The organism is Streptomyces sp. NPDC002463, from assembly GCF_042889835.1.
GTDB lineage: Bacteria > Actinomycetota > Actinomycetes > Streptomycetales > Streptomycetaceae > Streptomyces > Streptomyces nymphaeiformis.
Window position 1 is genome coordinate 123,971 of sequence record NZ_JBIARL010000013.1, and the last position, 18,592, is coordinate 142,562.

Consider the following 18,592-nt stretch of genomic DNA (forward strand, 5'->3'; position numbering starts at 1 on the left):
CGCCGGGCACGGCCCGGTGGCGGTCACGCCGAAGCGTGGATTCCGGTGGGTGTTCGCGAAGCCTTCACCAAGGCTTCGCGAACACCCACCGGGCGGTTCCGCGGGGGGCGCAGGGGGGCCGCGGGCGGCGCTCCCCTGCGCCCCCCGTGCTCGTTGACGCGTTTCTTCCGCACCCTCTAGCGTTCTTCACCCCATGACGTGACGCAACGTCAATAACGTGGCGCAGCACGCCACATGAGGTGGGAACACACACGCGAACACGCCGGTCGGCCACCGGCGGACGGTCTTCCCCGGAGGGCCCGCGGACGGTACGGGGGTGAGCGGCGATGAGTCTCTTCGGTCAGGACCGCTCCTTCCTCCACGCCCTCCCCGCGGCCGACCGGAGGTCGCTGCTCGCCGAGGGCGCCCGGCGCGTCTACGAACCCGGGGAGGTGATGATCCGCGAACGCGACACCACCGCCTACGTCCTCGCGCTCCTCTCCGGCTGGTCCGTCGTCTCCGTCGGCACCGAGCGCGGGTCGAGACTCATCCTCGCCCTGCGCGGCGCCGGCGAGGTCGTCGGCGACCTCGCCGCCGTCGACCGCGGCCCGCGCAGCGCCACCGTCACCGCCCTCGGCACCGTCGAGGCCGTGGCCGTCTCCGGCGACCGCTTCCGCCGCTTCCTCGCCGCCCGCCCGCACGCGACCGCGCTGATCATGCGCCAGCTCGCCACCCGGCTGCGCAGCGCCGACGTCGAACGCCGCGCGCTCGCCTCCGAGACCGTCCTCCAGCGCCTCGCCGCCCGCCTCCTCGAACTCGCCGAGCGCGCCGGACGACGCGCCGACGGCGGGACCGTACTCGAACTTCCGCTGCCCCAGCACGATCTGGCGGCGGCCATCGGAGCCACCCGCGAAGCGGTGGCCAAGGCACTGCGCCTGCTCCGCGAGCAGGATGTCGTCCGCACCGCGCACCGCACCGTCGTCGTCCTCGACATGCCGGTCCTGGTGCTCCTCGCGCAGGGGCGCGCACGCCCCGGCGGAAACCCGGCGGCCGCATCTCCGCCGGGTGTGTAAACGGCTACATCGCCGGTCGCGGCACGCGGCCAGTCTGGACACGCGCACCATCACGGCACCACACACAGGGAGTCCGAGAGTGAGCAGTGCGGAAGTGAACGGGGTAGCGGGCGGGATCCACCGGTTCGTCGTCTTCGGCGACATCTGCGGTTCCGGGACCCTGGACATCGCCGGGAAGGAACTGCACCGGGCCGCCATGTACGCCGCCTTCGACGAGGCGTACGGCTCCGTCGGCGTCGAACCCGGCACCTTCCACCAGGAGGACCGGGGGGACGGCATCCTCGCCGCCCTGCGCCCCGACGTGCCGCCGACGCTCATGGTCGGACGCTGGATCGACACCCTGTACGAGAGCCTCCGCGCCCACAACACGGGCCGGAGCAGCCGCCTCCGCCTGCGGATCGGGATGAACGCGGGGCTCGTCGCCCAGGACGCGCACGGGCTCGTCGGGCGGGCGGTGGACCTCGCCGCCCGGCTCTGCGACAGCGCGCCCGCCAAGCAGGTCATGGCGGAGAGCCCCGAGGTCGACCTCCTCGTCGTCGTCTCCGACTGGCTGTACGGGAACGTGGTCGCCGAGGGCGGGCGGTACGTCGAGCCTGCCCACTACCGGCCGGCCCGCATCCGGTCCAAGGAGACCGACGAGACCGCGTGGTTCCACGTACCGCGCAGGACCGCCCCGCCGCTGCCCGGCGGCGAGGGGGGTGCACGGACCGGCGTCGGGCCGTCGCGGGGGGACGGCCCGACGCCCCGGACCGGGGGCGGGGACCGTACGTACCACGTCGGGGGGGACCTCCTCGACGTCCACGGCAACACCTTCCACGGCGACTTCACCGGCATCCGCAAGAGCACGGGCGCGGGCACGGCCGCGGCCGCGGGGGCGGGTGAACCGGAGTGAGCGACCAGGACGACGAGGCGGCGACGGGGAGCGACACCCCGGACTCCGGCCACGACCGGGACCATCGGGACGGCCGGGGGGACGGCGGCGGCCGGGGCGAACGGGCGGACCCGCACGACCGCGGCGGCGACCGGGGCAAGGACCGCGTCGATCGCGGGGACCGGGGTCGTGGTGACCGCGACGGCGACCGAGGTGACGGCACCGGCGAGCCCCCGCGCGAGCCGGACGTCTTCGCGGTCGCCGACCGCGGTCCCCTCGCCGGCGGCGACACCGGCGGCGCCGCCACCGCCCGCCGCGCCCTCCGCACCTGGGCGAGCACGGCCGGCGACCGCCACACCAGCGTCCAGGGCGACGGGACGTTCTTCGAGGGCAACCAGTTCTTCTCCGTGTACGGCTTCGGCGACGCCTCGCGCTTCGTCCGGGGACCCGTACCGCCCGAGACGCTCGCCCACCTCGCCCAGGTGTACTGCGAGATCACCGGCTACCAGCGGATGAAGGAGCGGCTCCGCGAGAACCGGGTCCTCGTGCTGTGCGGAGAGCCCGGCAGCGGCCGCAAGGCGACCGCGCTCGCCCTCCTCGACGAGGTCACCGGCGGCAAGGTCTTCCGCCTCGACCCCCGCCACGGCGTCGACGAGATCACCGGCGAGGCCCTCCGGGAGGGCGGCGGTCACCTCATGGAGCTCCTCACGGAGGACAGCCGGACCGAGGGCGAAGCACCGCGCGAGGGCGCCGCCACCGCCCGCCGCCCCGCCGCCCGCCTCTCCGAACTGCACCTGGACCGCTTCGGGGAACTGCTGCGCAGCCGTGACGCGTACGGCATCGTCCTCGTCGAGAGCGGGGAGCCGGCCGACCGGCTGCTGCGCGGACGGTACGGGATGTACTGCGCGCCGCCGCCCGCCGACGAGGTCCTCCGGAGGCATCTGCGGGAACGGCTGCGGGGCGAGCCGGCCGAGGCCCTCGGTGCCGCGCGGGCGCTCGCCGCGCGCCCCGACGTCGTCCGGGCGCTCGGCCTGGAGGAGCTGCGGCCCCGCGAGGCCGCCCGGCTCGCCGAACACCTCGCCCGGCACTGGCGCGGGGAGATGACGGATGATCAACTCCTGTCCGAGTGCGCCGGGTTCGTGACGACACAGGCCCGCGAGTGGTTCGCGGGCGCCGACCGTCCCGGTGTGCTCCCCGAGGCGCTCCCCGCCCTGAACGCCGGGGCGTTCCGGATCGCCGTCGCCGTGTTCGACGGTTCCGCCTACAGCCTCGCCGCCGAGGCCGCCGAGCTCCTCGCCTGGGAACTCGCCGTCACCCTCGACCCCGGACAGGCTCCCGGACGGCGCCTGTTCGGGGCGCACGCCGAGCACCGGCCGACGCGGGCGCGGGCCGTCCTGGAGGACGGCGAGCTGGACCTCGGCCCGGCGAAGGTGCCGGTACGGGCCGTGCGCTTCCGGGGCGAGGCCCTCGCCGCCGCCGTCCTCGGGGAGATCTGGCACGGCTACCACAACGTCCGCGGGCCGGTGGCGCGCTGGCTGCGCGCCCTCTGCGACGACCCGCGCGCCGAGGTGTGGGTGCGGGCCTCCGTCGCGGCGGGCGTGCTCTGCTCCTGGGACTGGATCCACGGCTTCCGCGAGCTGATCGTCCCCCTCGCCGTGACGGACGTCCCCGTCACCCGCCTCGCGGCCGCGACCGCGCTCGCCGAGTCCGCGCGCGACCCCCGGATCAGGCCGGCCGTCGCCTCCGTACTGAAGGACTGGGCGGTCGCCGAGGACTCCACGCTCGTCGCGACCGCCCTCCTCGCCCACGGTTTCGTCCTGGCCGCCGGGGACGTGTCCGGCTCCCTCGACGCGCTCGCCCGGGTGGTCAGGACGTGCGAGCCCGCCGACGGCGACGTGCTCGTGCCGGCCTCCTTCAGCACGGCCCGGCTGCTCGCCTCCGGAGAGCCGGAGCCCGTCCTCCGGCGGCTCCGCCAGTGGCTGGAGGACGGCCGGCTCAACCTCGCCAACCTGGTCCACCTCACCGTCATCCGCGCGCTGAGCACCCGGACCACCCACCTGTGGGCGCTGCGCGACGTGCCCGGACTCGACGAGCACGCGGCCCGCCCGCTCCTCGTCGCACTGCTCGCGACCAGGCCCGAGCTCGCGCCGGAACTCGCCTGGCTGCTGCGGCACACCCTCGCCACGGCCCGCTCCGGAGGGGCCGCCCTCGAAGCCCTCGGCGGCCTGCTCCGGCGCGCCGCGAAGGACCCCGAGGCGCTCGGGCGCGTCTGCGCCTTCCTGCCCCGCCTCGCGGTGGACCGTCGCGACCGTGACCGGCTCAGGGGACTGCTGAACGAACTCGTCCGGGACCGTGACCGGCCCCTGGACAGGAGCGCGGCGCGCCGGATGTGGGACGCCGTGACGGAAGGAGCGAACCGATGACCGGGCCCGAGCAGAACAGGAACGCGCGGCCGGACGAGCGGGCCCGCTGGGACGACCGGGACCACGACGACCGGCAGCGGTACGAGGCACGCGACGGCCGGGAGCGGCAACGGTACGAGGGACAGGGCCGGCAGCGGTACGAAGAGCAGCGCGACCTCCGGCCGTACGAAGGCCAGAACGGCGGGCAGCACTCCGGTGGCCGCGACGGGGACGAGGACCCGGACCTCGACCTCGACCGCGCGCGGGACGAGGAGGAGCAGCCCCGGGACCCGGGGCGGCGCCCGGCGGCCGACGGCCGGTCCGCGGCCTCCGGGCGGCCGCGCGGCCCCCTCGTCGGCGAGTACGCACCCCCGTACCGCCGCCGGAGCGGCCGGGTCGCGGCCGTGCTGCTCTACCGCAACGGCGGCCACCGGGTGGTCTGGCCGGACCGCGTCGAGGACGTCAACAAGCCCATGTTCGGCTCCCCGTACACCGTCTTCGAGGTGCGGCTCGGCCGCAACGTCACCGAGTTCCGGCTCCAGCTGCCGGCCGCCGGCGACGGCGTCTTCTTCGAGGCCGTCGCCAAGGTCCAGTGGGTGGTGACCGACCCGCACCTCGTCGTCCAGGAGCAGGTCGAGGACGTCGCCGAGCTGCTCCACGACGAACTGCTCGACGGGCTGCGCAGGCTCTCCCGGCGCTTCCGGATCACCGAGGCGCAGCGCGCCGACGAGGCCGTGCGCGAGGAACTCGCCGCCGGGCGCCTCAGCTTCGGCCGTGACATCGGGCTGCGGACCCGGGTCCTCGTCTTCATCGACCTCGACGACTCCGTCAAGGCCGAGGTCTCCCGGCGCGACCGGGTCGGCGTCACCATGGAGGCCGACGAGCGGGTCGCCGAGGCCGAGCGGCGCAGGGAGGCGGCCGACCGCGCGCTCGTCGCCGAGCGCGCCCGCGAGATGGAGGCCCTCTTCCGGCGCGGCGACCTGGCGCAGATCGCCCACCACATGGCGATGAACCCCGACAAGCAGTGGGAGATCCGCACCCAGCTCCAGCGGGAGCGGCGCGAGGGCCAGGACGACTACCTGCGGGTCTTCAACCGGCTCCTGGACACCGGTGTCCTGGAACGGCACGACATCGGCGAGCAGATGTACCAGGTCCTCATGTACCTGAGGTCCCAGACCGGCACCGTCCTCGGCGGCATCACCGACCGGGTCCTCAACCCCTCCGGAGACCCTTCGGGAGACCGCCCGGGCGGTCCCTCGCGGGGTCGGCGCGCCCTGGAGGAGGCCTCCCCGGAGCCGAGCGCCCCGGACTGGGACGACGACCCCCGGGACGCCCGGCGCGGGCGCGACGACGAGGAGCACGGCCCGGCCCCGCGCGACCCCCGGGTCTACGAGCCGACCCGCGTCGAGTCGCGCTCCGAACGGGAGAGGGGACGCGAACGGGAGCGCGAGAGGGACGGGGAGCGGGGGCGGTCGCGGGGCCGCCGGGACGAGGGCTTCGACGACGGCCGCGACCGCTACGAGCCCGACGCGTACGAGCGGAACGACCGGTACGACCGCGACGACCCGTACGACCACGAGCGCCGCGACCGGCCGCGCCGGACCTCCCGGCCCGCCCGGCCCAGCTCCGACTTCGACGACTGGGACGACGAATGAGCACGCCGGACCAGGCCCCCGTGCCGGTACCCGTGCCCGTACCGCCCGCGGAGATGCGGTACATGGCCGAGCGGCTCCTCTCCACCGTCCGCGAGGACATCGGCCGGGCCGACACCAAGGCCGCGATCCTGCTCTCCGGCGCCCTCGCCTTCCTCGCGGTCGTGTTCTCCGGCGACCGCGCCCCGCTGCCCACCACCGGCACGGGGCTCGCGTTCCTCCTCGCGGCGGGCGCGCTGTGGACGGCCGGGGTCCTGATGCTCGTCTCGGTGGTGCTGCCGCGCACCCGGATCGGCGCGGACCGCACGTTCCTGCGCGAGCTGACGGCCGGTCCGTCCGCGGCCGCGCTGCGGGAACAGCTCGGCGCGTCCGGCGCGGACGCCACCGACTGGCTCCTCGAACAGGCCGGCGTGCACGGGCTCGTGCTCGCGGCGAAGTACCGGTGGCTGCGCCTGGGCGTGTCCGCGCTCGCGCTCGGCGCCCTCCTGGCCCTCTTCAGCGAACTGTGGTGAGAGAGAAGATGCACTGGACCAACAAGGGGAGCGCCCTGCTCCTCGCCGGGGTGCTCCTGGCGCTCCCCGGCCCGCTCGCCGCACCCGCGGCCGCCACCGGTGCCGCGGGCGTGACGCGTACGGCCGCCGATCCCGCCGAAGGCCCCGATCCGCTCGACTTCGCCGTCGTCGTCGACCAGTCGGCGAGCCTGGCCGAGAAGGACCTCGCGCGCGAGACGGAGGCGGCCGCGCTGCTCAGCCAGGGCGAGATATCGGAGCGCTCCAGGGCCACGATCATCGGCTTCGGCAGCTCCGAGAAGGCCGGCCAGTCGCCCGTGCGCGAGGTCTGCCCGCTGACCGTCGCCGACGCGGCCGGCCGCGAGCGGCTCAGCGCGTGCGTCCAGCAGCTCGGCCGCCGCGACGCCGCCCGCATGGGCCCCGGCACCGACTTCCCGGCCGCCGTCCGGCAGGCCGTCACCCGCCTCACCGAGGCCGGCGGGGCGAAGACCCCGGCCGTGCCCAAGGTCGTCTTCCTGCTCACCGACGGCAAGCTGGACGTCGCCGACAGCCCCGAGTACGGCACCGACCGGGACACCCGCCAGTCCAACGGGGCGCGGCGGCTCACCGAGGAACTCGCCCGCGCCCGGGCGGCCGGCGTCCAGATCTGGCCGCTCGGCTTCGGCAGCGAGATCGACCGCTCCGCGCTCACCGCGATGGCCGAGGGCGGCTACCGGGGCGCCTGCTCCGACATCCCCGGCTCCGTCCCCCGCATGCGGGTCGTCGGCACCTCCGCCGAGATCGACAAGGCGCTCCAGGAGACCTTCGCCGCCGCCCGCTGCGCCCGGATCGCGCAGGGCACCGTCGGGAAGCCGCCGGCCGACCTGACGGTGACCATCCCGCCCATCGCCACCGACGGCTCCCTCACCGTCGCCAAGCACGACCCGAAGGTGCGGGTCACCTACTACGACCCGGCGGGCCGCAAGGTGCCCGTGCGGGGCGAGTTCGACGGCTCGACCTTCGAGGTGAGCGGCCAGGACGGGCCGGTCGAGGCGCTGCGCGTGAAGGACCCGCTGCCCGGCCGCTGGCGCGTGCACATCGAGGCGCCGGAGGGCCACCGCGACCGGGAGGTCGCCGTCCGCGCCATCTGGCAGGGCCGCCTCCGCTCCGACGTCACCCTCGACCCGGCGTCCCCGCGCGCGGGCGAGAAGGTCACCGTGCAGGTACGGATGCAGACCCGGCGCGGGGTCGTCATCACCGATCCGCAGCAGCTGGCCGGTCTCACGGCCTCCGCCGAGGTCGCCGGCGCGGGCTTCCGGCCCTTCACCTTCCGGCTCGCCGACGACGGGCGGGCGCCCGACGCCAAGGCCGGGGACGTCCGCTTCACCGGCACGTTCACCCTGCCCGCCGGTGCCACCGGCGACCTGGAGCTCGTCACGCGCATGGCGGCGCCCGGCATCACCTCCGACCGGCGCCCGGTGCACGCCCGGCGCGGCGCGGACGTGCCGGTGCTGACCGCGGGGCTCGTCGTCGACCGCGCCACCGTGCACCCGGGCGACACCGTCCGCGGCACCCTCGACGTCACCAACAACGACTCCACCCCGCACACCCTGCGGCTCGCCCTCCAGGACCAGGCGCCCGGCGCCGAGCTGACCGTCGCCCCGGCATCCGTCACGGCGGCCGCGGGCAAGAGCACCCGCATCCCCTTCACGGTGACCGTCGCCGACGGTACGGCCCCGGGCGAACTGGGCGGGCAGGTCGCGGTCGTGGACACCGGCGACGGCGACACCGTCCTCGACACCGCCTTCCTCGACGTCCTCGTGGTGGCGCCGCCCACCTGGTGGGACCGCTGGTGGAAGGCCGTCACCGGCGGAGCCGTCGCCCTCCTGGTCCTCGCCACCCTCGTCGGGATCCGGATCCTCGCCGGGATCCGCCGTCGCGACCTCACCGGGACCACCCTCGAACTGCGCGACGACGGCCGCTCCCTGTACTCGCTGACCATCCGCAGGGGGCAGAGCGAGGGCGGCACCTTCGCCTTCACCGTCGACGAGCCGTACGGGGGGCCGCCCACGCTCCGCAGTGTCCGCGGCACCGCCGCCTCCACCGCCCACGTGCTGCGCCGCACCAGCTCCGGTGAGCTGCTGCTGCGCCCCCGGGGCGGCCGCCAGGTGCCGGTCAGGGCCGGCGAGCCGATCGGTCTGGGCGAACACGAACTCGTCGTACGGGGCGGGCGCGCGCCCTCCCCGGGGGCCCGCGGCGCCCGGCCCTCCCGCGACCCGCGCACCTCCCGTACCTCACGTCTCTCCCGTCTCTCCCGGCGTACGGGCTCCGGTACGGGGTCCTCCCCCGGGACGACGGGCACGACCGGGTCGACGGGGACGACGGGGGCCACCGGCGGGTCCGACACCTACGACGTCAACTTCTGAACGGGCACCGAGGAGAGACGACATGAAGATCTACCAGCCCATGCTCTTCGTCGGACTCGGCGGCACCGGCGGAAAGATCGGCAGCGAACTCGAACGGCAGCTGCGCAGGGAACTGTGCGGCCCCGACGGCACCGACCTCGTCGACGGCGGCCGGCGGCTGCCCTTCCAGCTGCCCGACTGCCTGCAGTTCGTCTACGCCGACTTCAGCGAGGGCGAGCTGCTGAGCCAGCCCCAGTTCCGCGCCAAGGGTGCCGAGGGCGCCGCCTTCGGCCGTACCTCCCGCATGGTCCGCGACCTGCTGCCCACCGACTTCGACTCCTCGCCCGAGGTGACCCGCATGCTGCGCGTCTCCGTCCACGAGGAGACCCGGCTCTGGCTGCCGCCCCAAGCCCGCCAGCCGCGCGTCGCCCCCCTGAACAGCGGCGCCGGGCAGCTGCCGACCGTCGGGCGCGCCGCGCTCTTCGCGACCGTGCGCTCCGGCCTCAACCCCGTCCTGAGGCAGCTCCGCGCGGCGATCGGCGCCATCGGGCAGGCGGCCGGCGACCTCAAGCGGGTCGGCGGCGGCCCGATCCGGGGCTGCGACGTCTTCGTCGCCTTCTCCGTCGCCGGCGGCACCGGCGCCGGCATCTTCTACGACTTCATCCACCTCATCGGGCACGAGTTCCGCAACGCCAACGTACCCGGCGTCAAGATCTACCCCCTCGTCGTCATGCCCTCCGCCTTCCCGCCCGAGGCGGGCGGCGGCCGCGAGGCCGAACTCAACGCCGCCCGCGCCCTCGTGGACCTCTCCCGGCTCGTCGACGACCAGAACGTGCCCGACGCCCTCGACACCGTCGGCGACGTCGAGGAGCGCGGCCGGCTCAGCGTCACCTACCCCAACCACGGGGTCGTCGCCCTGCGCCCCGCCACCATGCAGACCGCCTTCCTCTTCTCCAAGCCGGCCGTCATCGGCGCCGAGGACCTCCGCCGCTCCATCACCGCCATGGTGATGTCGCTGATCGGCACCGAGCTCGACAACGGCTCGGTGACCCGCGCGGAGGACGACTACCAGTCCTTCGCCGCCAGCTTCATCAACAAGAGCGTCGAACGCGCGACCCCGGCCCGTACCGGCATCGGCTACCGCGGCATGTCCACCAGCCTCGCCGCCTCCCTCACCGTCCCCGTCGACGACCTCGCCGAGATCGTCGCCGCCCGCCTCCTCGCCCAGGCCGTCCGCGGCATGTCCGAACGCGCCCGGCGGCCCGCCCGCGACGGACAGGACCACGTCCGCGACCTCTTCACCCGCTCCGGCATCGGCCGCCTCTGGAGCCGCGAGGCCCCCGACGTCCCGCTGCCCGAGCAACTCCCGCGCGGCAGCAGGGACATCACCCAGGAACTCCGGCAGCGGCTCAACGACATGGAGGACTCCCTCCAGCGCCTCGACATCCATCTCTCCCGCGAGATCCCGCGCCTCACCGAGGACTTCAGGCCGGGCGCGGGCGCCCGCGAACTCCTCGGACTCATCGGCCCGTTCCAGCTGGAGACCGTCCTCGCCGGACTCCCTGGCCACCCCGACCGGGTGGCCAGGGAAGGCTTCACCGGGATGCTCGACAACCGGCGCAACGACCCCGAACGGCCCCCGAACGTCCAGACCGCGGCCCCCAACATCCCCCACATCAAGCGCAGCGTCGGCGGAGTCGTACCGGCCCGGTGGACCGATCCCGACGTCCAGGACACCCTCGCCGCCCAGCAGGCCTGGTACCAGTGGCGGGCCCGCGTCCTCTGGCACCGCGGCTGGCAGGCCGGCGAGTCCCAGTGGCGGCTCTCCCTCAACCGCGTCACCAGCGAGGTCGCCGAACTCACCAAGGTGCTCCGCGCCCACGAGCAGGACGAGTCCAAGTCCTTCGCCGACCGCCGCCGCGAGCTCTACCGCGACGACCGCGCGGGCATCGCCTACCTGCTGCCCCCGCAGAACACCCTGCGCGCCTTCTACGACGACGTCGTCGACCGCCTCGCCCAGAGCGAGGGACTCCCCGAGACCACCGACGCCGCGACCCTCCTCGACCGGCTCGTCGGGCCCGACGACTGGCGGCGCGCCCTCGACGCGGTCCGCCGCTCCTCCGGCGCGGCCGTGAAGGAGATCAAGCAGGTCGTCGAGCGGCGGGTCAAGCGCCTGTTCGGCGAGGCCAACGAGGACGTCTTCGCCCGCCCCCTGCTGCCCTCCATGGAACTGCTCCTCCGCGCCGCCGCGGGCGACGAGACCGCCGAGGCGAAGATCGACCCGCGCTGGCTCGACCAGTTCCGCTCCCGGCTCGCCGGACTCATCCCCGTCGGCTTCGTCCCCGACGGCAGCGGCCCGCTGAAGATCCTCATCGTGCACCCGGCGAGCGAGTCGGACGGCCGCGCCGCCCACTTCCTCGCGCAGGAACTCAACCTGCCCTCCCGGGTGGTCCCCGAATGCCGGGCCGTCGACACCGACTCCATCACCGTCGTCTTCTTCCGCAGCGGCATGAACCTCACCGACATCTCCGAGGTCCGCGGCGTCCTCAGCCTCTGGTCCGAGGCCCGCGACTCCGGCGGCGAGGACGACTTCCTGCACTGGCGCCAGAGGCTCGGCTACCAGGACGACTGGCTCGTCTCCACCGAGGAGGACCGGCAGCGCATCCTCCACCGGCTGCTCTGCACCATGTGGAACGGCCACATCGCCGCCGTGGGCCCGGCCGACTCGCCCCACCTCGTCCGCATCAGCCTCCAGGACGGCGAGTCCGCGACCATGTCGTTGCGCCTGGAGGGCTTCGACGGCTCCCTCTCCAGCTGGGCGGGGCTGCTGCGCGCGTACGAACGCTGGGCGCTGCTCGACGAGGGGCAGATCATCGAGCAGTTCTGCGAACGCCTCATGCGCGCCCTGCCGAAGGGCCTCGCCCAGGTCCCGGCGCCCCCGTCGCCGCTCTTCACCCACTTCGTCGAGCAGGTCGCCCCGCGCCAGCTCCGTCTGATCGACCGGATCGCCGCCGAGTACGGCCCGGCGGACAGCGAATGGCTGGCCCCGCTCCGCCACTTCTGGGAGGTCACCTACCCCGGCGCCCTCGCCATGCGCTTCCCGAGCGCGGCCCGCGCGACCCGGGCGAACCTCCGCGCCCTGTACGAACGGCACGCACCGCGCCAGGGGCAGGGCCACGGGCCGGGGCAGGGGCAGGCGCCGGGCCGTCCGCAGGGCCGCCGGCCCGGCCCCGTCCCGAGGGCACGGCAGGAACCGGGGCCCCGGATCCGGCCCCGGTACGAAGACGGTGACGGGTACGGGAACGGCGCCCGGCACGAGAACGAGGCCCCGCGCGACCCGCGTTCCGCGTACCCCCACCGCACGCCGCCCTCCCCGGCCCCGGCCCCGTCCGCCTACGAAGGGGACTGGGAGCTGGAGCCCGAGCCGGACTTCGGGCCCGAGGAGGAAGAGCAGTACGACGGGGAGTACGAGTACGAGTACGAGGCGGACCACGGCGCCGACTTCCGGTCCGCCGACGACGAGCCGTACCGCCGCGACCGGGGCGGTGAGGAGGAGTGAGCCCGCGAGTCCAGCCCGTCCTGCCCGAGCGGCCGATGCCGGGCCACGCCGTCTGCATCGACCTGCGGACGCCGACGGCCGGGGCGTACGACTCCGAGGCCGCCGTCCGCGCGGCCCTGGACGTCCCGCAGCCCGGCGGCGAGCGGCGGTTCCTCGTCGTCGACGAGGCCGACCGGCTCGTCGCCCACCAACTCCTTTACGAGCGCCTCTCCTCGTACGGCCCCGCGCACATCGTGTGCCTGGCGGTCGGGGCCCGGGGCGAGCGGACCCTGAACCGCTCCCTCACCCTCCGCCCGCCCGCCGCCGGAGTCCTGTGGGTCTTCGACTCCACGGAGGACGGCGTCCCGGGCGAGGCCGTGCTGCGCCCGCTCGTCGACGTCCTGTCCACGCCCGAGGTCTTCGACGCCGTACTGCGCGCGCTCGGCGAGGTGGTGCACGGCGTCGCGGTGCCCGCCGTGCGGGTCCTGGAGCACGACCTGACCGACGAGGCCCGGGCGCGCGCCTGGAGGCAGGCGGTGGAGGGCCTGGCAGGGCCCGACGTCCCGGCCGGGAACGTCTCCGCCGAGCAGGTGCCGGCCGGGCTCGCGCTCCTCCTCGACGAGGGCGTGCCGCGCTCCCTGTCCGGGCACGCGTGGCTGCCGCTCCAGGGCCGGGCGGGCGCCAGGCTCGCCGCCTGCGACGCGGCCGTCGGGGAGGCCGTCGACGGCTACCACCGGGTCCGGGGCCCGGCCGGCCTGCTCACCGGGGCGGGCCGGGGCGTCGACCTGCCGGGGGACGCCGAGCGGGTGGCGGCGGAGCTGGACCGGTTCCGTACCGCCGTCGCGGACGCGTTCGGCGCGGCGGGCGGCACCCGGCTCACCGCCGAGCACCGGGGCGTGCTGCGCGAGCGGGGGATCGAACTCCCGGAGCTGCCAAGGGAGATCTCGCGGGCCGGGATCGTCCCGGCGCTGCGCGACCTCACCCACGACCTGATCGGCAAGGGGCTGCCGCTGCGGTCCGTCGCGGCGCGCCTTTCCGCCCTGTCCGCGCGCACCGCGCCCGTGGGCAGCGCGGCCCGGCTCGCCCGGCTCGACGCGATCTGCGGCCCCGAGCGACTGCGGCGCCTCGGCGCCTCGTACCCCTTCACCGCGGGCGGTTCGCGGCCCGTCGCCTTCGCCGTGACCGGGCTCCTGGCGCTGCTCGCCGGGATCTGGCCGGTGCTCGGCTGGGTCCTCGGTCCGGCCGTCGGCGTCCTCGCCGCCGGGCTCGCCCATCTGATGCTGCGGCGCCGGCCCAACCGCTCGCCCGACGGCCGGATCGACGGCGGCGGTGCCACGGGAGCCGCGCCGCGGCTCTTCGGCGGGCTGCTCGGCGGTCTCGTCGGGGCGGGCCTCGGCCAGTTCCTGGGCCTGCCCGTCTGGGCGGGGGCCGTGGCGGCGGCCGTGGCCGTCGCGGCCGTCGTGCTGCTCGCGCTGCGGGACTGGACCCGGGCCGTGGACGACTGGTGGGCGCGCGCGGACCCGGAGGAGGCCTGGCGGATCCTGCGGGAGATCCAGGACCTCGTGGTCACGACCGCCGTGCACGACTGGCTCTTCGCCGAGGTACGGCACCACTGCTCGGCCGGGGCGGGAGCCGTCGCCGGACTGCTCAGGGGCCTCGCGGAGACCGCCGACACGCACGGACAGCCGCGGCCGGCGCGCAAGGACGAGCGGCGAGAGGACGAACCGCCCCCGCCCCGGGAGACCGGTGCGGCGTCCTGGAGCTGGGAGGACTGGAGCGACGACGCGGACGACTGGGGGGAGTCGGCGGAGGCCTGGGGCGACGGGGCGGAGGACGACCTCTGGTCCGAAGGACCGCCCCCGGCGGCCGAGCCGGCCGCTTCTCCGCACCCCTCTCCCGCCGGCTCCTTCGACCGCGACCCCGGGGCCTCCGCCGAAGGGCCGTTGTCCGGCCCCGCGCCCGGCTGGCTGGAACGGCGGTACGGGGACGGGGGCCCCGCGCTCGTCGACACCCTCGTCGGCGACCTCGTCGCCGGGACCGTCCTGATCCTCGACCGCTGCTGGGCGGGCATCGAGCGCGACCCGGGCGCCCTCGCGCGGGCCGGCCACGAGCAGCTGCTCGCGGAGCTCCTGGACGAGACCCGGCTCCGCCTGGAGCGGGACGTGGCCGCCTCGCCGCCGCCGCGGTACGAGGGCCTCCGCGACCCCGACGCGCTCACCCCCCTCGCGGCGTTCACCGACCGCTCCGACCGGCCCGACGCGGCCCGGCTCACCGGGGTCGCCGCCGACGCGGTGGCCCGGCTGCTCCTGGCGGAGGACGACCCCGGCCGTACGGTCGTGCTGTGCGGCCCCGAGCACCTGCGGCTGCTCTCCCACGATCCGCTGTCCGCCCGCCAGGTCCGCTTCGTGCCCGAGGCGATGCGGCGCGGCGCCGCCGGGGACGACATCTGGCGGGGCACCGCCGAGGACGTGGTGTGGACCGGCGCGGGACGGCACGCCGGAATCCTCCGTCTCGTACCGCTGCGCGCGGGCGTCGTGCACACCGTCCGCGCCGAGGAGGCGGGAGAACCGTGACCGACCCGAACCACCCGAACCATCCGAGCGACCCGAACCGCCGGGACGACGCGGACCACCCGGCGTACCGGAACCGTCGGGACGACCCGGACGACCCGGCGTACCAGAACCGTCCGAGCGACCCGAGTCGTCCGACCGGCCCGGGGCACCCGGACCAGCCCTTCGGGCCGGACCAGCCGTTCGGCCCGGACCACGTGGGCGACGCGAACCATTCGGGCGACCCGAATCAGCCGCTCGGTCCGGAGCACCCCGACCACCTGAGCGAGCCGACCACGCCGACCCATCCGTACTACCAGGAGCTGGAGTTCCGCACCCCCTGGGAGGCGCCGGCGCGTTTCGCCGTGCGCTACGGCGAGGACCACCGGCCGCCCGGCCGTCCCGGCGTCCTCGCGCGCCGGGCGACCCTCGGCGCGGGCGCGCACGTCCTCCAGTACCGCCTGGCGTCGTCCGCGCAGGGCGACCCGCAGGCGTACGCCCTCCTGGAGCGGGAGGTGGAGGCCGCCGTCGCCCTCGAACGGCGCTACGGTGGCGCGAAGTTCGGCGCGGTCTTCGCCAGGATCGTCGGCTTCGACCTGACCGCCCCCGAGCCCTTCGTGCTGTACCGGCCGCCGGCCGGCCGCCCGCTGTCCGACTGGGCCGGGCGCCTCGGCGCCGAGGACCAGGAGCGCATCACCGGCCAACTCGCCATGGCCGTGCGGCTCCTGGCCGAGTCCGACCTCGTGCACCGGGCCATCGCGCCCGACACCGTACGGTGGGACGGCTCCCGGATCCGGCTCTGCGAACCGTACGCGGCGCAGCGCGCCGGGGAGGCCCGCGAGCCCTTCGGCGGCGCCCCCTGGGCCTCGCCCGAGCAGCGCGCGGGCCACGGCGCCGCCGACCCGCGCGACGACCTGTGGTCCGTCGCCGAACTCGCCTACTACCTGCTCGCCGGCCGCCCCGACCGGGGCGAGGGACCTCCGGCCGACCTCGCCGACTACCGGCGGCTCGCCGCCCTCGGACAGAGCGGGTTCTTCGCCGCGCGCGCGGCGGACCGGCCCCGGCCGGCCGAACTGCTGCGGCTCCTGCACGTCCCCGACCCCCTCGCCTCCGGCAGCGGGGCGGCCGACCCGCACCACCGGTGGCGTGCCGAGTACGACCGGCAGATCGCCAGGAAACGCGCGGCCACGGGCGGCGCCCCGCTCCCCGTGGAAGCGGAGGAACCGCCCCCGCCGCCACCGCGGCCGGGGCGCCCCACCCTCCGGGACCGGATCTTCGGCGGCGGCGACTCCTCCCGCCCCGCGGTCCCCGCCGTACCGCCCGAACCGGCCGCGCCCCCGCCGTCGCGCAGCCGCATGTGCCCGCACTGCCTGCTCCCCGTCGAGTACGACGAGCGGCTGCTCGTCACCATCGACCCCAAGGGCAACCGGATCCCGCTCGACCTCAGCGCCGAACGCCGCCCCGGCCACGTCGCGGACGCCCTGCGCAAGGCCTACCACCTGTGCCCGCACACCGTGGACGGCGACGAGGAGCACGAACTCCCCGTCCCCTACCTCACCAACGGCGAACCGCTCTCCGTCGCCCTGGTCGGCAGCTCCTCCGTCGGCAAGACCCACCTCCTCGCCGCCATGCTCGGCGAGGTCGAACTCGGCGGCCTGGAACCGTACGGACTCAAATGCCGGCCCCTCAACCCCGAAGCGCACCGCACGTTCGTGCGCGAACGGGTCCAGAGACTCAAGGAGGGGCAGCAGCTCGGCCGGACCGGACAGCAGACCTTCGCGCGCTTCGCCGACGGCCTGCTCGTCTCAGCCGGCGGCGCGCCGCCCCGCCCCGTCGTCTTCTTCGACCTCGCGGGCGAGGACCTCGCCCAGGACGGGGAGGTCGGCCGCTTCCTCATGGGCGTCGACGCCTTCATCTTCGTCCTGGACCCGCTGCGCGCCCTCCGGCTGCCCGGCCTCGACCCGGTACGCGAACAGAGCGGGCTGCGGCGGCGCGACCTCGGCGACGAGGCCTTCACCACCGTCCTCAACCGCATCCCCCGGCAGCGCGGCGGCCTCGTCGCCGCGCCCGCCGCGCTCGCCGTCAACAAGAGCGACCTCGTCCGCTTCGAACCGGTCGTCCACCGCTGGCTCGGCCGGGCCCTGCCCGGCCGCCACGACCCCGAGGCGCTCCGGGCGGAGAGCCGGGACGCGTACGCGTTCCTCGCCCAACACGCCAGTGCCGCCTGGCTCAAGCCCTTCGACGACTGCGCCGACTGCACCCTGCACTTCGTCGCCGCGACCGGCGGGCAGGCGCGCGGCGACCGATTCCCGCACGGGGTCCGGCCGCGCCGGGTCCTCGCGCCGCTGCTGTCGCTCTTCGCCCACTGCGGGCTGCTGCCCGGGGCGGAACCTATGGAGGGGATCGTCCGATGACGCGGACGGAGAACGAGCTCGACCAGATCGTCTTCCGCTGGGACAGCGAGAACCTCACCGGCAACACCGGCTTCGGGCCGGTCGCCTGGTCCGGGGCCCGTGACGAGACCGAGGCCCTCTTCCAGGTCTCCGGCCCCGTCCTGCGGGCCGCCGGGGACGAGACCCGGCCGGCCCTGATCCGGCTGCGGCGGCGCGATTACGTGGTGCTGGTCCGGCGCGTGCCCTTCATGGACGCCGACGGCCGTACGTCCGTGCTCTGCCACGCCCTCGTCGGCGCGCCCGCCCTCCTCGGTCCCGCCGTCTGCCTCGGACTGCACCGCTGGGACTGGGACGGCGCCACCGCCGCGAACGCGACCCGGGCGCGGGGGCGGCTGCCGGTGGTCCCGGCGGAGGCCGTCGTCCCCCCGGCGAGCCGCCGTGGCCTCGTGGAGCTCGACCGGCTGCTTCCGTACGCCTCCGACGAACTCGTCGGCGCGGTGGCGGAGTTCCTGCGGCACCCCGACGACCTGTTCACCGTCCTCGACGAGCGGGGGGACACCGCCTGCCCCGTGCTGTGGGGGCTGCACAGCATGCTCGGCGCGCTCACCAAACGCCCCTGGACCTTCGCCACCCACGACACGCTCGAACTGCCGTCGCTCCGCTTCGCGTTCGTCGGCCGCTGGTCCGGCGCGGCGAGCCGCAACACGGAACGGCGCCGCGTCGACCCGCGCGAGCGGTGCGGCGACCGGGCGGAGGAGGTCGCGGCCCGCCTCGTCCGCCACCACCTGTGGGAACTCGAGGAGAAGGGCCGCGACCGTGTGGTCGGCAGAGCCCTCCGCACCGCCGCCACCACCTACGGCGGCCCCCTCCTGGACGCAGCCACCCGAGCGGCCGACCACCTGGACGCAACGGACTCCCGTACGTCGGGGCCGCGCCGGCGGGGCGGGCCGGGGCCGGAGGCGGGGTACCGGCGGGTGCCGGGCGGCGGGGACCGGGGGGTGCCGGGCCCCTGGGGCCAGGACACCGGCTCCCAGGGAGCCCCTGGCCCGCGGGCCGATGGCGACGGGGGAGCCCCTGGCCCGCGGGCCGATGGCGACCGGCCCGCACCGGACCCGTGGGGCGAGGGCGCCGGGTCCACACCGGAGCCTCGGAACCGCTCAGTGCCGGGACCTCGGGGCCGGTCCGCGCCGGATGCCCGGGACCGGGGCGCGCCTGGCACTTGGGGCGAGGACGTTCCGGACG

9 protein-coding genes and 1 pseudogene are annotated in these 18,592 nt (G+C 75.7%); all 10 read left to right on the forward strand.

Annotated elements, in window-relative coordinates:
- Positions 1 to 326 precede the first annotated feature (326 nt).
- Entirely contained in the window at positions 327 to 1,052 is a 726-nt protein-coding gene (locus tag ACFYX3_RS25865) for a Crp/Fnr family transcriptional regulator (protein WP_376594135.1), read from the forward strand.
- 79 nt (positions 1,053 to 1,131) lie between these two features.
- Positions 1,132 to 1,944 carry a hypothetical protein gene (locus ACFYX3_RS25870; RefSeq protein WP_389017764.1) on the forward strand — a complete coding sequence of 271 codons (813 nt, stop codon included), beginning with the start codon at positions 1,132 to 1,134 and terminating at the stop codon, positions 1,942 to 1,944.
- Positions 1,941 to 4,346, forward strand: coding sequence for a hypothetical protein (locus ACFYX3_RS25875; protein WP_389017767.1), 2,406 nt, complete (start codon positions 1,941 to 1,943; stop codon positions 4,344 to 4,346). Before ACFYX3_RS25870 ends, ACFYX3_RS25875 begins: the two co-directional genes overlap by 4 nt.
- On the forward strand, positions 4,343 to 5,980 hold the full coding sequence (locus tag ACFYX3_RS25880) for a hypothetical protein (protein ID WP_389017770.1): 1,638 nt from the start codon (positions 4,343 to 4,345) through the stop codon (positions 5,978 to 5,980). Before ACFYX3_RS25875 ends, ACFYX3_RS25880 begins: the two co-directional genes overlap by 4 nt.
- Complete coding sequence (locus ACFYX3_RS25885) at positions 5,977 to 6,489, forward strand: Pycsar system effector family protein (RefSeq protein ID WP_389017773.1); 513 nt, start codon at positions 5,977 to 5,979, stop codon at positions 6,487 to 6,489. Before ACFYX3_RS25880 ends, ACFYX3_RS25885 begins: the two co-directional genes overlap by 4 nt.
- Positions 6,486 to 8,891, forward strand: a complete 2,406-nt coding sequence (locus ACFYX3_RS25890; RefSeq protein ID WP_389017776.1) for a VWA domain-containing protein — start codon at positions 6,486 to 6,488, stop codon at positions 8,889 to 8,891. Before ACFYX3_RS25885 ends, ACFYX3_RS25890 begins: the two co-directional genes overlap by 4 nt.
- A 22-nt stretch (positions 8,892 to 8,913) precedes the next feature.
- Complete coding sequence (locus tag ACFYX3_RS25895; protein WP_389017779.1) at positions 8,914 to 12,429, forward strand: tubulin-like doman-containing protein; 3,516 nt, start codon at positions 8,914 to 8,916, stop codon at positions 12,427 to 12,429.
- Entirely contained in the window at positions 12,426 to 14,981 is a 2,556-nt protein-coding gene (locus ACFYX3_RS25900; protein WP_389017782.1) for a hypothetical protein, read from the forward strand. Before ACFYX3_RS25895 ends, ACFYX3_RS25900 begins: the two co-directional genes overlap by 4 nt.
- Complete coding sequence (locus tag ACFYX3_RS25905) at positions 14,978 to 17,371, forward strand: hypothetical protein (RefSeq protein WP_389017785.1); 2,394 nt, start codon at positions 14,978 to 14,980, stop codon at positions 17,369 to 17,371. The genes ACFYX3_RS25900 and ACFYX3_RS25905 overlap by 4 nt, the downstream gene beginning before the upstream one ends.
- A pseudogene (locus ACFYX3_RS25910) lies at positions 17,368 to 18,592 on the forward strand (hypothetical protein); the annotation flags it as partial. The gene ACFYX3_RS25905 and the pseudogene ACFYX3_RS25910, both read left to right, overlap by 4 nt.

Coding starts and splice junctions, on each gene's coding strand:
- ACFYX3_RS25865 (WP_376594135.1), top strand. CDS start 327: ATGAGTCTCTTCGGTCAGGACCGCTCCTTCCTCCACGCCCTCCCCGCG.
- ACFYX3_RS25880 (WP_389017770.1), top strand. CDS start 4,343: ATGACCGGGCCCGAGCAGAACAGGAACGCGCGGCCGGACGAGCGGGCC.
- ACFYX3_RS25885 (WP_389017773.1), top strand. CDS start 5,977: ATGAGCACGCCGGACCAGGCCCCCGTGCCGGTACCCGTGCCCGTACCG.
- ACFYX3_RS25895 (WP_389017779.1), top strand. CDS start 8,914: ATGAAGATCTACCAGCCCATGCTCTTCGTCGGACTCGGCGGCACCGGC.